13 protein-coding genes are annotated in these 15,501 nt (G+C 66.7%); 3 read left to right on the top strand and 10 right to left on the bottom strand.

Going from position 1 to position 15,501, the window contains the following annotated elements:
* Window positions 1-71: 71 nt before the first annotated feature.
* The gene (locus tag GKO32_RS06070) at window positions 72-1,130 is read right to left on the bottom strand and encodes a DUF4192 domain-containing protein (protein ID WP_166459401.1); all 1,059 of its coding nucleotides are present in this window, start codon (window positions 1,128-1,130) and stop codon (window positions 72-74) included.
* A 263-nt stretch (window positions 1,131-1,393) separates the two neighbouring features.
* Window positions 1,394-1,822 carry a CBS domain-containing protein gene (locus GKO32_RS06075; RefSeq protein ID WP_154755789.1) on the bottom strand — a complete coding sequence of 143 codons (429 nt, stop codon included), beginning with the start codon at window positions 1,820-1,822 and terminating at the stop codon, window positions 1,394-1,396.
* A gap of 273 nt (window positions 1,823-2,095) precedes the next feature.
* Between GKO32_RS06075 and GKO32_RS06080 the strand changes: the two genes are divergently transcribed.
* A complete protein-coding gene (locus tag GKO32_RS06080; protein ID WP_154755790.1) occupies window positions 2,096-4,102 on the top strand; it encodes a prolyl oligopeptidase family serine peptidase in 2,007 nt (668 codons plus the stop codon).
* A 17-nt stretch (window positions 4,103-4,119) separates the two neighbouring features.
* Here the strand turns inward: GKO32_RS06080 and GKO32_RS06085 are convergent, their stop codons facing one another.
* Window positions 4,120-4,866 carry an SDR family oxidoreductase gene (locus tag GKO32_RS06085; protein WP_312867557.1) on the bottom strand — a complete coding sequence of 249 codons (747 nt, stop codon included), beginning with the start codon at window positions 4,864-4,866 and terminating at the stop codon, window positions 4,120-4,122.
* A gap of 103 nt (window positions 4,867-4,969) precedes the next feature.
* On the bottom strand, window positions 4,970-5,980 hold the full coding sequence (locus GKO32_RS06090) for a GlxA family transcriptional regulator (protein ID WP_154755791.1): 1,011 nt from the start codon (window positions 5,978-5,980) through the stop codon (window positions 4,970-4,972).
* A gap of 52 nt (window positions 5,981-6,032) precedes the next feature.
* Between GKO32_RS06090 and GKO32_RS06095 the strand changes: the two genes are divergently transcribed.
* On the top strand, window positions 6,033-6,431 hold the full coding sequence (locus tag GKO32_RS06095) for a cupin domain-containing protein (protein ID WP_154755792.1): 399 nt from the start codon (window positions 6,033-6,035) through the stop codon (window positions 6,429-6,431).
* Window positions 6,432-6,530: 99 nt separating this feature from the next.
* Here the strand turns inward: GKO32_RS06095 and GKO32_RS06100 are convergent, their stop codons facing one another.
* From GKO32_RS06100 to GKO32_RS37905, 3 genes are all read right to left on the bottom strand, one after another.
* A complete protein-coding gene (locus tag GKO32_RS06100) occupies window positions 6,531-9,359 on the bottom strand; it encodes a vitamin B12-dependent ribonucleotide reductase (RefSeq protein WP_154755793.1) in 2,829 nt (942 codons plus the stop codon).
* A gap of 29 nt (window positions 9,360-9,388) precedes the next feature.
* Entirely contained in the window at window positions 9,389-9,883 is a 495-nt protein-coding gene (nrdR, locus tag GKO32_RS06105; RefSeq protein WP_312867558.1) for a transcriptional regulator NrdR, read from the bottom strand.
* 283 nt (window positions 9,884-10,166) lie between these two features.
* Entirely contained in the window at window positions 10,167-10,637 is a 471-nt protein-coding gene (locus GKO32_RS37905; RefSeq protein WP_166459402.1) for a LysM peptidoglycan-binding domain-containing protein, read from the bottom strand.
* Between the two features lie 256 nt (window positions 10,638-10,893).
* On the opposite strand from GKO32_RS37905, the gene lexA reads away from it, so the two are divergent.
* The gene (lexA, locus tag GKO32_RS06115) at window positions 10,894-11,619 is read left to right on the top strand and encodes a transcriptional repressor LexA (protein WP_154755795.1); all 726 of its coding nucleotides are present in this window, start codon (window positions 10,894-10,896) and stop codon (window positions 11,617-11,619) included.
* A gap of 447 nt (window positions 11,620-12,066) precedes the next feature.
* Here lexA and GKO32_RS06120 read toward each other — a convergent pair whose 3' ends face one another.
* From GKO32_RS06120 to dapF, 3 genes are all read right to left on the bottom strand, one after another.
* Window positions 12,067-13,080, bottom strand: a complete 1,014-nt coding sequence (locus GKO32_RS06120; RefSeq protein WP_166459409.1) for a YjiK family protein — start codon at window positions 13,078-13,080, stop codon at window positions 12,067-12,069.
* A 26-nt stretch (window positions 13,081-13,106) separates the two neighbouring features.
* Window positions 13,107-14,540, bottom strand: a complete 1,434-nt coding sequence (gene hflX, locus GKO32_RS06125; RefSeq protein WP_154755796.1) for a GTPase HflX — start codon at window positions 14,538-14,540, stop codon at window positions 13,107-13,109.
* A 130-nt stretch (window positions 14,541-14,670) separates the two neighbouring features.
* Entirely contained in the window at window positions 14,671-15,492 is an 822-nt protein-coding gene (gene dapF / locus GKO32_RS06130; RefSeq protein WP_312867559.1) for a diaminopimelate epimerase, read from the bottom strand.
* Window positions 15,493-15,501 lie beyond the last annotated feature (9 nt).

The raw sequence follows: 15,501 nt of genomic DNA on the forward strand, positions 1-15,501 counted from the left end.
ATCATTACGGGTGTCCGGTTCGATCGGTCGGGCCGGGGCGGCCACGCACCCGGCCGACCCGGCCCCGTATTTCATAGAACGGGTGCGCACAGGGCGTCCAGATGCTCGGTGTAAGCGAGATCGCGGAGGCGGCGGGGCGGCCTACCGCGAGCAAGGCAACGCGACAGTAGGCCGGCGGCAAGATGGCCTGGGTTGGCGTCCAACGCGTTCTCGAGAGCGAGCCCGGCGAGGGTACCTTCGCCATGTTGGTAGGCCGAGTAAGCCAGCAGCACCGCCGGTTCCGCCCGTTCCGGGGCCGGTGTACGGCGGATCAACTCCAGCCACAACCGTTCCGCATGACGTCGCATTTTCGGGACAAAGGCCAGTGCCATGCACGTGTGACGGACCGATATCTCCGACAGCGCCAGGGCAAGTTCCACCACCTGGGAGTCCGAAAAGGACAGATCACCACCACGTATCCTGTCCAGCGTGACACGGACGAGCGCCAGACCGTCCCGTACCACGACCGCCCGATCAACAGACCCATCGAACGCATCGATCGCGGCTGTCAGTAACTCCTCTCGGCGGAGGAGTGCCGCCGCGTCTTCCGGGGCCAGCTGGCTCGCCATATCCTCGCGACTGTCGAACGTCACGTAGCCGGCCGCTGAGAAAACCGCAGCGGTCACAGTCTTGGCGTCATCGGGCAGTACACCCTCGGCGGCGTCGTCGTAGGAAGCCCACGGCGCACCCTCGCGAATCTCCGGCGTCCACAAGGCATACAGCACCTCCATGCCCACAGCCGTGAACGTCTCCCGCAGCAGACCCACCAGTCGCCGGTACGGCGGGCCAGTGGAGCCCGGTGGATGCACTTGACCTTGTCCAACGAGGACGACGATTATCGCTCTGGTCCCGCTCTCTGTGAATGCGGACGGCAGCTGCCGCACGATTTCCGATTCGTGCTCGGCCGACGGCACGGCCAGGCGCACAGCCGAGCAGACCTCACTCCCGCGCGTACCGCCCAGCCCGAGCAGGACAAGTGAGTCCGCCGGGCGGAAACCGAACAGCGGCGGCACGGAGGCGATGATCTGCGCCGGATCGCGGAGGCTGAGCCCAAGCCTGCCGTCAGGAAGGATCTTCGTCGTGATGGTCACCACTCCACCTTGGTGGACCATGGTGCGTTGACGCCAAGGAAAAATGTGCGTGCTGTGGATAACTGGGGTGTTGTGGACAAGTCCGGACGATGCCACCCGCGATCATCGAACGGACCTCAGTCCACAATGGACCACGTCACCGGCGGACAAGATCGCCAAACCGAGCTGAGTACGGCGCAGGCAGTGCAGCACCATGCCGTCGCGACTCACCCCGATTCGAGCGGCCAGGCCAACCGGCGCACCTCCGCACACCTGAACACCGATCAACCGTGGGCGATGTAGGCCTGCAGCTGTTCGTGACTGGTTTCGAGCTCTTCGATCCGGCTCTTCACGACATCGCCGATGCTGACGATGCCGACGAGCCTTCCGCCGTCGAGGACCGGGACATGGCGGACGCGCCGCTCGGTCATCAGCACGCTCAGATCGTCCACCGAATCCCGCGGCGTGCACGTGGCGACAACCGTGGTCATGATCGCGGACACCGGCTGGGCGAGCAGACCTTCACCGCGTTCGTGCAGCTTGCGCACCACGTCCCGCTCCGACACGATGCCCGCGACCCCATCGGGGCCGACCACGGGCATGGCACCGATGTTGTGCTCGGCAAGCCCGGCCAGCAGTTCGCTGACCGTGGTCGCCGGCGCGACCGTGGCCACCGAGGCGCCCTTGTTCCGCAAAATGTCCGCGATCCTCATCCGGCATCCTCCCGGTAGTGACCTGATTCACAACAGGTTAAGGCTCCCGAGCCGATCACGAAAGCCGCGATCCGGGGCAACCCGGACCACGGCCCGGGGTACGACGTGGACCTGGCGACGGTGGATTGGACCGACCGGGTGACGCGGTACGAAGATGCGGCGAACATCCCGTCGCACTGCGTTCGCGCGCCGTCGTCGGCCACGCGATTTCCCGCCCCTGCGGCGGTAATCGAACCGACCTGAAAATGGTCGTCACCTGGCAGACTGGACGGCATGGCTGAAGAAGACCCGTTTCTGTGGCTCGAGGACGTCACCGGAGACGCCGCGCTCGACTGGGTGCGCGCCCGCAATGCCGAGACACTCGAGGAAATGACCGGCGGCGAACAGTTCGCGCGGTTGCGTGCGGAGATTCGCGAAGTACTCGACGCCGATGATCGGATTCCGTACATCCGCAGACGCGGTGCGTACTTCTACAACTTCTGGCAGGACGCGAAAAACCCGCGCGGGCTGTGGCGCCGCACCACACTCGAGGAGTACCGCAAGGACCGTCCGGACTGGGAGATACTGCTCGATGTCGACGCGCTCGCCGAGACCGAAGGCGAGAACTGGGTTTGGCAGGGCGCGACCGTGCTGCGACCCGGCTACCAGCGCGGCCTGGTCGAACTTTCCCGTGGAGGTGCCGATGCGACGGTGGTCCGCGAGTTCGATCTCGATCGCCGCGAGTTCGTCGAGGACGGATTCCAGTTGCCGGAAGCCAAGAGCCGGGTGGGCTGGATCAACGAGGATCTCATCTACGTCGGTACCGATTTCGGCGAAGGCTCACTGACCACGTCCGGATATCCGCGCGTGATCAAGGAATGGCGGCGCGGCACTCCGCTGGAGAACGCGACGACGGTGTACGAAGGAAAGCCGGAAGACGTATCGGCATTCGCATTCCACGATGCGACCCCTGGCTTCGAACGCGATTTCGTCGGCAGTTCCCCGGATTTCTACCGGGTGGAGAAATTCCTGCGGACCACGGACGGTCTGGTGCGCATCGACGTGCCCGAGGATGCGCAGACGACGGTGCACCGTGAATGGCTGATCATCCGCACCCGTTCGCCATGGACGGTCGACGGCCGCGACTACGCCGCGGGAACACTGCTCGCCGCCCCGTTCGACGGCTATCTCACCGGATCGCGTCGGCTGACCGTGCTGTTCGAGCCGGACGCACGCACGTCGCTCGAGGCGTATGACTGGACGCGTAACCACCTGCTGCTCACCACGTTGTCCGACGTGCGCACCGAACTGCACGTGCTGACACCGGCCGAGGGCTGGCGCCGCACGCCGATGCCCGCCGGGCCCGAACTCAGCGTGGCCCAGATCCTGGACACGGACCCGGACGAGTCCGACGAATACCTGTTGAGCACCAGTGGCTTCACCGAGCCCCCGACATTGAAATACGGCTACGTGGGCGGTGACGTGGACGTGCTCAAGCAGTCGCCGGCCCGGTTCGACGCCGAGGGTATGACCGTCGCCCAGTACTTCGCGACCTCGCTCGACGGCACCCGGATCCCCTATTTCGTGGTGCGTCCGAAGGCGGCCGGCGGCCCCACGATGCTGACCGGCTACGGTGGATTCGAGGTTTCGCGGCTGCCGGACTACAGCGGGGTCCTCGGCCGAGGCTGGCTGGGCCGCGGTGGCACCTACGTACTGGCGAACATCCGCGGCGGCGGCGAGTACGGACCGTCGTGGCACACCAGCGCGATGAAAGAGAACCGGCACCTCGTGTATGAGGATTTCGCCGCCGTGGCCAAGGATCTCATCAGTCGCGGCATCACGACGCGGGAGAAGCTCGGCACGCACGGCGGCAGCAACGGGGGGTTGCTGATGGGCGTCATGCTCACCCAGTACCCGGAGTTGTTCGGTGCCATCGTGTGCCAGGTGCCGCTGCTGGACATGCGCCGCTACCACGTGCTGCTCGCGGGTGCGTCGTGGATGGCCGAGTACGGCGACCCCGACGACCCGGAACAGTGGGAGTATATCCGGAAGTACTCGCCGTACCACAACGTCCACAGTGGACTGGAATACCCGCCGGCCCTGTTCATGACGTCCACAAGGGACGATCGAGTGCACCCAGGGCACGCGCGGAAGATGGTCGCGAAGATGCGCGAGCAGGGATACGGTGTGCGTTACCACGAGAACATCGAGGGCGGGCACGGTGCCGCGGCTGACAATGAGCAACTGGCGCAGAAATGGGCGCTGCTGTACGAGTTCCTGTGGTCGCAGCTGAAATACTAGCGGCACCCGGTGGGTGGCTAGTGCTCGTCGAGGTACTGCTCGAAGGTGATCTTCCCGTCGGCATGCGCCGGGGTGAGATTCGCACCGGCACGGAAGGCACGGGCCGCCTTGCCTGGCAACGAAATCGCCACGACGGGCTTCTTGCGCCCAGCCGCGGCGAGGCATGCCCGCGCGAGATCGCGTGAGTCACGGACCTCGGGACCACCCATGTCCGGCACGCGGCTGGCGGGGTGTCCGAGCGCGAGTTCGACCAGCCGGTCGGCGACCTCCCGGACGTCGACCGGTTGGAACCGGCCCTTCAAGGTAAATGTGATCGGCAAGCTCGCCTGGACTCTGGTGAGCGCGGCGACCAGATCATGGAACTGGGTGGCACGCAGGATCGTCCACGGCAGCCCGGAGTTCTCGATGAGCCGTTCGGTCGCGAGTTTCGCCTTGTAGTACGGAAACGGGATCTTGTCGATGCCGACGATCGAGATATACACCAGGTGCGCACCACGCACGGCGTCGACGAGCGTCCGGGTTGCCGCGACATCTCCCGCGCCCAGGGAACCGGTGGCGCAATGCGCGATGGTGTCGACGCCTTGGGCAGCATGCGCGATTCCCGCACCGGTCTTGAGATCTCCCGTGCGCCACGCGTACGGCGTGCCCGCCGGCGCCGGCCTGCGGCTGAGCACACGCACTTCACGCCCATTCCCCAGCAACCGTGCCGCCACGACACGGCCGAGCGTGCCGGTGCCGCCGGTGACCAGAATCGTCTCAGCCACAGAAACTCCTTAGTCGCGAATTTTCAGGTTCCCGCATCCCGGACGCGACGGCGAGCTGAACTGTGACAAACGGTGTTGGACGGAACCGGACCGGCGATGACGTCTACTCCTGGGTCGACTCAGCCCAGGCACCGTGCTGGCCGAACCGGCTCCGGTATTCCGAAGGCGCGAGCCCGGTCTCACGGCGCATCAGGGCACGCAGGTTGGCAGTGGTGCCGAGCCCGCTGCGCCGCGCGACGATTTCGAAGCGCGATTCACCCTGCTCGATCAGGCGGCACGCCAGGGCAAGCCGTTCACCCGTCAGCCAGGCCAGCGGTGTCGTGCCCAGCTGCGCACGAAAACGGCGATGCAGCGTCGCCGGGCTGACTGAGGCGCGCGTCGCCAGATCGGAGACCGACAGCGGTGAGTCCAGCCGCTCCTGTGCCCAGGCAAGGATGGGGGCGATGGACTCGTCTGGAATGTCAGGGACCGGGCGCTCGATGAACTGCCGTTGACCACCATCTCGGTGTGCGGCGAAGACGAGCCTTCGGCTGACCGAGTTGGCGATTTCCGCCCCGTGGTCTCGACGGACAATGTGCAGGCCGAGGTCGAGGGCGGCGGCACTGCCCGCAGCGGTGAGGATGTCGCCGTCATCCACGAACAGCACACCCTCTTCGAGCCGGACGGCGGGGAAACGAGCACGGAAGGACTCCGCCCACTGCCAATGCGCGGTCGCCCGGCGTCCATCGAGAACTCCCGCCTCGGCGAGGGTGAATGCTCCGCTGCAGAATCCGACCAGCCGGGCGCCGCGCGCGTGCGCCCGGCGGATCGCGTCGAGCACCGCTGGGCGACGAGGAACCTCGACGTCCGGCCGATTGGGGACGATCAAGGTGTCCGCCGAGTCTGCCGCCTCCAGCCCGGCGACTCCGGTGAGCGTGAAGAACCCGTCCCGCATCAAAGTGCGTGGCTCCGGAGAGCACAGGCGGAACTCGTATAAATCCTGGCCGATCTCGGGTCTGCGCAGCCCGAAGACTTCCGTCGCGCAGCCCAACTCGAAGGGGTTCGAGTTCTCGTCCACGATCACGACGACACGACTCGACCCGGAAGCGGCCACATGCAAGGAATCTTGCGACATATGCGATTTCTAGCACTCACCCGGGTCGCGCTCAACCAACGAGAATCCAGCTATGAGCAACGAGCCCATCGCTCTCGACGAGGCCCTAGCCTCCTTCGACGCCCTGTGGAGTCCCCGCATCGTCGCACGTGTGAACGACTACGACGTGCGTATTGCCAAGGTGGCGGGCGAGCACCTTTGGCATGTCCACGACGACACCGACGAGTTCTTCCTGGTGCTCGACGGGGAGCTACACATCGCTATGCGCGAACCATCGGGGGAACATGCCGTCCGGCTTCCCAAAGGCGCGGTCTTCACCATCCCGCGAGGCACGGAACACAAGCCCTCCGCTCCCGCCGGCGCAACAATCCTCATGTTCGAGCCCAGCGGGACCTCCACGGTCGGCGACCGTCATGACATGGTCCCCGATCACATCGACGCGACGACAGGGCACGCACTCACCGACCGCTGAGCCCGTCGACCAGCCGATGTGTGGCAGCGCAGTGGGGTGTCGGCAGGACCGCCGACACCCCACTCGAACAGCTAGTTCGTACTCAACCGGTGCCCGTTGTCAGCTGCAGCCGGAGGTGGCGCCGCAGCCTTCACAGGCGTAGCAGGACCCGGCGGGGCGCATCTTCGTACCGCAGGTCATGCACAGCGGCGCGTCGTTGGCCTTGCCGAGGTGCAGGTCCATCAGCTCAGCCGTGCTGTGTGCCGCCTCGACACGCGGGGCCGGGGGTGCCTGCCGCTCCGCAGCCCGGTTCGACTCGACAGTGCTGCGCAGTTCCTCGAGGTCCACGCTCTCCGGCTCCGACGCGGACGAACTGCCGTAGTCCGACTCGACCTGCGCGGTGCGTTCCCGGGCGGTGAAGATGCCCAGCTGCGCCCGCTTCTCATACGGCAGGTAGTCCAAGGCGAGCCGCCGGAACAGGTAGTCCAGCACGCTGGTGGCGATCCGGATGTCCGGGTCGTCCGTCATCCCGGCCGGCTCGAACCGCAGGTTGGAGAACTTCGAGACGTAGAACTCCAGCGGGATCCCGTACTGCAACCCCACCGAGATCGACATCGAGAAGGCATCCATCACGCCGGCCAGCGTCGAACCCTGCTTGCCGAGCTTGACGAAGATCTCGCCGAGGCCGTCGTCCGGGTAAGAACCCGCGTGCAGATAACCCTCGGCGCCACCGACGGTGAACGACAACGTCTGGCTCGGACGCTTCTTCGGCAGGCGCTTGCGGACCGGCTTGTACTCGACGACCTTCTCCGGCTCCGCAGTTTCCGCCTTGGCGTCCTTCTTTCCGGTGGACAGCGGCTGGCCGACCTTGCAGTTGTCGCGGTAGATCGCGAGCGCCTTCAAGCCGAGTTTCCAGCCCTCGAAGTAAATCTCTTCGACCTCTTCGACCGTCGCCGACTCGGGCATGTTGACCGTCTTCGAGATCGCGCCCGAGATGAACGGCTGCACCGCGGCCATCATCCGGACATGCCCCAGCGGCTTGATCGAGCGCTCGCCGACAGCGCAGTCGAACACCTCGTAGTGCTCCGGCCGCAGGCCCGGGGCGTCCACGACATGGCCGTGCTGGGCGATGTACTCGATGATCGCCTCGATCTGCTCGTCCTGGTAGCCCAGGGCGCCCAGCGCACGCGGCACGGTCTGGTTGACGATCTGCATCGAACCGCCGCCGACCAGCTTCTTGAATTTGACCAGCGAGAAGTCCGGCTCGATGCCGGTTGTGTCGCAGTCCATCATGAAGCCGATGGTGCCGGTGGGCGCGAGCACGCTGGCCTGCGCGTTGCGCCAGCCGCTGCGCGCGCCGATCTCGATACCGCGCTGCCACTCCCGCGTCGCGAGGTCGCGCACCGTGACGTCGTTCGAGTGCATCGTGCGGATGGCGTCGTTCGCGGCGGCGTGCTTGCGCATGACGCGCTGGTGCGCCTCGGCGTTGCGGGCGTAACCCTCGTACGCGCCGACGATGCCGGCCAGCTCCGCCGAGCGACGGTAGGACGTGCCGGTCATCAGTGACGTGATCGCCGCCGCCAGTGCCCGGCCGCCATCGGAGTCGTAGGCGTGCCCGGTGGCCATCAGCAGGGCGCCCAGGTTGGCGTAACCGATGCCCAGCTGACGGAACTTGCGGGTGGTGTCACCGATCGCCTCGGTCGGGAAGTCCGCGAAGCAGATCGAGATGTCCATCGCGGTGATGATGAACTCGACCGCCTTGACGAACAGCTGCGCGTCGAACGTGCCGTCGTCCTTGAGGAACTTGAGCAGGTTCAGCGACGCGAGGTTGCAGCTGGAGTTGTCCAGGTGCATGTACTCGCTGCACGGGTTGGACGCGGTGATGCGGCCGGACTCCGGGCAGGTGTGCCAGTCGTTGATCGTGCTGTCGTACTGGATGCCGGGGTCGGCGCACTCCCACGCGGCCTGCGCCATCGAGCGGAACAGCTTCTTGGCGTCGACGGTCTCGATGACCTCACCGGTCAGGCGCGCGCGGAGACCGAACTCGCCCTTGCCCTCGACCGCCCGCATGAACTCGTCGTTGACGCGGACCGAGTTGTTCGCGTTCTGGTACTGCACGGAGTGGATGTCCGCCCCCGAGAGGTCCATGTCGAACCCGGCGTCGCGCAGGACCTTGATCTTCTCTTCCTCGCGTGCCTTGGTGGCGATGAACTCCTCGATGTCGGGGTGATCGACGTCGAGGACGACCATCTTCGCCGCGCGGCGGGTGGCGCCACCCGACTTGATGGTGCCCGCCGACGCATCGGCGCCACGCATGAACGAAACCGGGCCGGAGGCGGTGCCGCCGGAAGAGAGCAGCTCCTTCGAGGAACGGATGCGGGACAGGTTCAGGCCCGCGCCCGAACCGCCCTTGAAGATCAGCCCCTCTTCCTTGTACCAGTTGAGGATCGAGTCCATGTTGTCGTCGACCGCGAGGATGAAGCAGGCGCTGACCTGCTGCTTCGAGGTCGTGCCGACGTTGAACCAGACCGGGGAGTTGAAGCTGAACACCTGGTGCAGCAGCATCCAGGTCAGCTCGTGCTCGAACACCTCGGCGTCGGCACCGGAGGCGAAGTAGCCGTTCTCGGTACCGGACTTCACGTAGGCCTTCACGACCCTGTCGATGAGCTGCTTGAGGCTGCGCTCGCGCTGTGGGCTGCCCACCGCACCGCGGAAGTACTTGCTGGTGACGATGTTCGTCGCGTTGACCGACCAGAACTCGGGGAACTCGACCCCGCGCTGCTCGAAGTTGATCGAACCGTCGCGCCAGTTGGTCATCACAACGTCGCGCTTTTCCCAGTTCACCTCGTCGTAGGGGTGCACGCCCTCGGTGGTGAACACGCGCTCGACGGTGAGCCCACGCTTGCTCTTTTTCGCGCCCTTACTGCCTGTCGCCACGGTTTCCGTCATCGACTGATCCCTCTCCCGCCGGCCGAGTTTCACTCGCCGTCCGCGCTTGTGTCGCCCTCATGCGACGCTGCCGATTCCGCCATGGCCGCACGCAGGTCCGCGATCTCCTTCTCGAAGTCCTCGACGGAGGAGAAGGAGCGGTAGACACTGGCGAACCGGAGGTACGCGACCTCGTCGAGTTCCCGCAACGGCCCGAGGATGGCAAGGCCTACCTCGTGGCTCGGGATCTCTGCGACACCAGCCGAACGGATCGATTCCTCGACCCGCTGTGCGAGTTGTTGCAGGGCGTCGTCGTCGACCGGCCTGCCCTGGCAGGCCCGGCGCACGCCCCGGACCACCTTGTCCCTGCTGAACTGCTCGGTCACCCCGGACCGCTTCACGACGGCGAGCACCATCGTCTCCGAGGTGGTGAACCGGCGACCGCATGCCGAACACGACCGGCGGCGGCGGATCGCCTGCCCTTCGTCCACCTCACGGGAATCGACGACCCGGGAGTCGGCATGGCGGCAGAACGGGCACCGCACGGCCAATCACCTTTCCCCTCACGTCTCTTCCGCCGGCTACCCCGGCTTGCGGGCCGCCACGCAACGACCCGACAGCAGCGATGACCTGTTGATCATCTTGTGGATATCCGGTGGGTGAACACCGTCCAGCTGTGGACAACTCGTATTCAGTCTACCCCAACTTGTGGACCAACTACAGCCATGTAACTACTAGATATAGCGGTTGACCCTAGATCGCACCTCGGCGGGGCGCAAGCAACCCTGATGGGTGACACCGGGTATCGTGCAGGGCTCTCGCAGGCGGTCATCGACCGGCGACGAGCGGTTCCGCATCCACCGGGACAGTCAGCGGCAGCCCGGGTACAACGGCCGTGTCCCCGAGACTGTTGAGCTGCCTGATCCGGGCCACGACATCGTCGGCATCCGCGCTCGGCGCGTATTCGCGGGCCATGTCCCACAGGGTCTCGCCGGCGCCGACCGTGACCGTGGCCGTCTGCTCGGGCACGCGCCCGGACATCCCTTCGGCGAATACCCCCAGACCGGTGACGATGAGCCCCGTGGTCAGAGCGATCGCCGCAAGCCACGGCCATCGCGGCACCAGGCGCCGTGGCGCACAATCCGGCACAGCTCGCCGGCCCCGGCCGGCGACGACACGCGCCCGACCCGGCGGACGCCGCGACTCCCCCTGCCCTCGCGGCCGGACCGGCAGGTGCGGCCGCACCTCCTTCCGCATACCCGGCCCGGTGACCGGGCCGCCCTCCAGCAGTACCGACATCGCGCACCTCCTGGTCGCTGAACCTGGCACCGGGCGGCGTCAGGTCGAACATTCGTTCTATCGAACCTCTGCGCGAATGTGTACCACCCGGGTCCGACAAAATCGAGAGACACCCGGCGTGTCGCTCGAACAGTTGTTTGATGTTCTGGGTCCAGTGCACTACCGTGGGTGACCAGGACAAGGCGAAACGCGCCGGTCGCTGGTGGTCCGCGGCCCGGCCGTGACCAACTGAGCAATATGGCTGGGAGGCAGCACCATGCCGGATATCGACGAGACGGCCGAAATTCCCCGCAGGCCAGGCGGGCGCTTCGGCGACGTTCACCCCCTCCCCGATCCCGACGATGTGGAGGAGGGCCTCAGCCCACGCCAGCAGCAGGTGCTGGAGGTCATCCGGGCCTGGGTCGACCGCTTCGGTTACCCGCCGAGCGTGCGGGAAATCGGCGAGGCGGTGGGTCTGACGTCGACGTCCTCGGTGTCGCACCAACTGCGCACGCTGCAGCGCAAGGGCTACCTGCGCCGGGACGCGAACCGGCCACGGGCGGTCGGGGTGCTCACCGCCGCGGCCGAGCACGCGGCCCGGATCGGACGTTCCGAGGGTGACATGCCCAAACCGGCGTACGTTCCCGTCGTAGGCCGGATCGCGGCGGGCGGGCCGGTGCTCGCCGAGCAGGCGATCGAGGACGTGTTCCCTCTGCCGAAGGACATCATTGGCGAGGGCGAGGTGTTCCTGCTGAAGGTCACCGGTGACTCGATGATCGAGGCTGCGATCACCGATGGCGACTGGGTCGCGGTGCGCCAGCAGCCCACCGCGAACAACGGGGAGATCGTCGCCGCGATGATCGAGGGCGAGGCGACGGTGAAGACGTTCAAGCGCAAGGGTGGCCACGTCTGGCTGCTGCCGCACAACGTGGCGTACGAACCCATCAACGGGGATGACGCCACCATTCTCGGCAAGGTGGTCGCGGTGCTGCGCCGGCTGTGAGAAAGCGCGGGTTCGGGAGCTGAGATGGCCGGGCGGTCAGGGTGGCGAAGGCGGGCGTCGCCACCACTTGACGGGGATGGCGCCACGATTCTCGGTGGGGTGGCGCCCTGCGGCGTCGGCTTGGGAATTGATTCGGGTAGCGGAATGGGAGGTGAGGCCGGGCAGGCAACGTGACGAAAGCGGCGTCGCTGGTACGCGACAGGTATAAACGTTGTGTCCCCGGCAAAGTGGTCGCTTTGCTGCATCAGCTGTCCGGAATCGGGCGGGTAACGGGGAGTTGAGGCGAGGACAGGCGGGCAACGTGGCAGAAGCGCGTGGGGCCGTTGGCGACCGATACGACGTCACCGTCCTCGGCGAGGTCGTCGCCTTAGGTCGGCTAATGGAAGCCGTGGCATCGCGGAAGTGAGGCGGTCCAAACTGGACAGTGCGGCGCGAACGATGTCGCCATCACTTGCGCGTCGAGCGGCGGCGGAGCTTCGTCCACGCGAACAAGCCGCCACCCGCCACGACGATCGCCAGTATCAGGGCCGGGGCCGCGCGGACGCCGGAGGAGCCACTGGAACCGGGGCTCGTCTCACCGCCCGCGGCCGGGGTGGCGTCCTCGACTGCTGGAGCGACAAGCGATGTCGCGCCTTTCACCGCGCGGATCGGCTGTCCGGTGCCTTCGCCACCGGAGAGCAGGGTGCCGTCCGGCTCGAAGGCCAGTGCTTCGCCTTGTTGTTCATCCGGCAGCGGCACCCGCACCGGTTCGCGTTTGAGCGCGGCAAGCACGTCACCGTCGGGCGCAGGGTACAAGTAGGCATCCGTGTAGGTACGCACGGCCACGACCTTGCCGTCCGCGCTCGAAGCCGCGCCGGTGACCAGCACGGAACCGAACCCGGCCACCGGACCGCCGGATGTTTTCGTGGGCTGCAAGCCGAGCGTGCCGACCTTCTCCAGCGGAGTGGGCCCTGGGCTCGACAACGCCGACGCCGGCCGGTAGATCCCGGAATCGCCGAGCGGCGTCTTCGTCAGCAGATTCGGCGTGCCCTGACGATCGAGCAGCAACGCCTCCACATCGTGCTGCCCATCGGGGTACGTGAGCCGGTAGAGCGTCGCTTTCCCTTGTGGCGTCAGGGCGATCAACGCGACGGTTTCTCGCTTCTTGTCGTTATCCCCGGTGTCCGAAAGCCATAACGTGCCGTCACCGGCGCGAGCCAGGTCCTCGACATCGAACGGGTCCAGCGAGTTCGTGATCACCCGCTGCACGGCACAGTCCCGGCCCAGTACGAACACCTGGACTTTCGTGCCACCGTCGTTGATGCCGTACCACCGCCGCCCGTCACTGACGAGCCCGGACAACTCGGTGACCCGCTTGTCCGAGATCGTGCACACCGGCACCGGCGCTTCGGCCGCCGCGGCGGGTGCCGCGGACAGCGCAAAGCCGAACCCGAACACAGCGAACAGCGCAGCCCAACGCAACGTCACCACGCCGACGTTACCGAGCGTCAGGCCGGCGAACCGTTCACGACATACGACTCCAACGCCGAAGCCAGGTCGGGACGGACCCGTGCGCACAACCGGGTGCCTTCCGGCAAGTGTTCCTCAGCCAGCACCTCACCGTCCGCATGAACTCGCGCGACCAGCTCGCCACGGGTATACGGCACCAGCGCCTCGACCGTCATCTCCGGCCGCGGCAGCCGCTCGGCGAGCGACCCGACCAGCTCGGCAACGCCGGCACCGGTCCGCGCCGAGACCACCACAGCGTCGGGCAGTGCATGCCGCAGGCGTACCAGGGACAGCTCATCGGCCGCGTCGGCTTTGTTGATCACGATCAACTCGGGCGGCAACGGACCCGAACGACGCTCGTTGATCTCGGCGAGCACCTCGCGCACCGCCTTGACCTGCTCCTCGGGCCCCGGATCGGACCCGTCCACCACGTGCAGCAGCAGGTCGGCGTCGGCCGCCTCGTCCAGCGTCGAACGGAACGCGTCGATCAGCTGGTGCGGCAGGTGCCGCACGAACCCGACCGTGTCGGTCAGCGTGTACGTGCGCCCGTCCGGCGTCGCACTCCGTCGCGTTGTGGCGTCGAGCGTGGCGAACAGTGCGTCCTCGACCAGCACACCGGCGCCGGTGATGGCGTTGAGCAGGCTCGACTTGCCCGCGTTGGTGTAACCCACGATCGCGACGCTCGGTACGTCCCGCGCGAGCCGGCGGCCACGCTTGGTGTCCCGGATCGTGTCCATCGCGGCGATCTCGCGGCGCAGCTTGGCCACGCGCTTGTTGATCCGCCGCCGGTCGGTCTCGAGCTTCGTCTCACCGGGACCCCGCGTACCCACACCGCCGGTGGCGCCACCCGCACGACCGCCGGCCTGCCGGGACAGCGATTCACCCCAGCCACGCAGCCGCGGGATGAGGTACTGCAGCTGCGCGAGCTCGACCTGCGCCTTGCCTTCCTTGGAACGGGCGTGCTGGGCGAAGATGTCCAGGATCAGCGCTGTCCGGTCGATCACTTTGACCTTGAGCTTGGCCTCCAGCTGGCGCAGCTGGCTGGGCGAGAGCTCACCGTCGCAGATCACCGTGTCCGCGCCCGTCGCGATGACCACCTCGGACAGCTCCCGGACCTTGCCGGAGCCGACGTAGGTGGCCGGGTCCGGTTTGACCCGGCGCTGTACGAGACCCTCCAGCACCTGCGAACCTGCCGTCTCGGCCAGCCGGGCCAACTCGGCCAGAGAGGCTTCGGACTGTGCCGCGGTGCCGTCGGTCCACACGCCGACGAGCACGACTCGTTCCAGGCGCAGTTGCCGGTACTCGACCTCGGTGACGTCCGCCAGTTCGGTGGAAAGCCCGGCGACGCGCCGCAGCGAGGCGCGTTCCTCCAGCTCAAGCTCGCCGGCCGACGGGTCTTCGTCGAGGAAGTCTGTATGTGTCAGTTCTGTCATCGTCCTTCCATGGTCCCACGGTTCGCGGGAGAAACCGAGCGGATTACCGGCTCAGCGTTCTCCTTGTAACCAGATGGGGCGCCGGCCGTATTCCGGACGCCGTTCGGGAGCACGGGTGGACGGAAGCCGCCTACTTCTGAACGTCCCACCACGCGTCGAGCAGTTCGCCGCGGGCGACGAACTCCACGGGACCGGTCAGCGTGGCCTCGCCGCGCTTCATCGACACGGTGACGCGACCGCCTGGAATGTCCACTGTGGACTCCCCTGTGTCGGTGCCGCCGAGGTGCAACGCGGCGGCCACCGCAGCGACGGTCCCCGTGCCACAGGACCGGGTCTCGCCGACGCCACGCTCGTACACGCGCATGCGCAGCGCACCTTCGCCGAGCGGGTTCACGAACTCCAGGTTCACACCCTCAGGGAAGAAATCCTCGTCGTAGCGCGGCTGTTCATGCAGATCCAGCTCCGCCACGTCATGGTCCACAATGGACACCAGATGCGGGTTGCCCACATCCACAGCGACGCCGGAGAAGTTCTGTCCGTCGACAATCGCGACGGACGCACCGTTGATCGAAGCCTGCCCCATGTGCACAGTGACCGTGCCGTCCGGATGCACGAGCACCCTTTTGTCACCGGCGCGGCTGCCGACAACGAATTCCGGCCCGGTGCTCAGCCCGCGATCGGCGAGATACCGCGCGAACACCCGCATCCCGTTGCCGCACATCTCCGCGAACGACCCGTCGGCATTGTGGTAGTCCATGAACCACTCGCCATCGGATGCCAACCCGAGCGCAGTGGACCGGACCACTCGCAGCACGCCGTCGGCGCCGAGCCCACGCTGGCGGTCGCACAGCGCGGCGACCCGGGCCGGCGTCAGTTCCAGCCGGCCGTCGGGGTCGGGCAGCAGCACGAAGTCGTTCTGCGTGCCGTGCCCTTTGAGAAACTCGATCGCCACGCACTCAGA

Source organism: Amycolatopsis pithecellobii, from assembly GCF_009707865.1.
Lineage (GTDB): Bacteria > Actinomycetota > Actinomycetes > Mycobacteriales > Pseudonocardiaceae > Amycolatopsis_E > Amycolatopsis_E pithecellobii.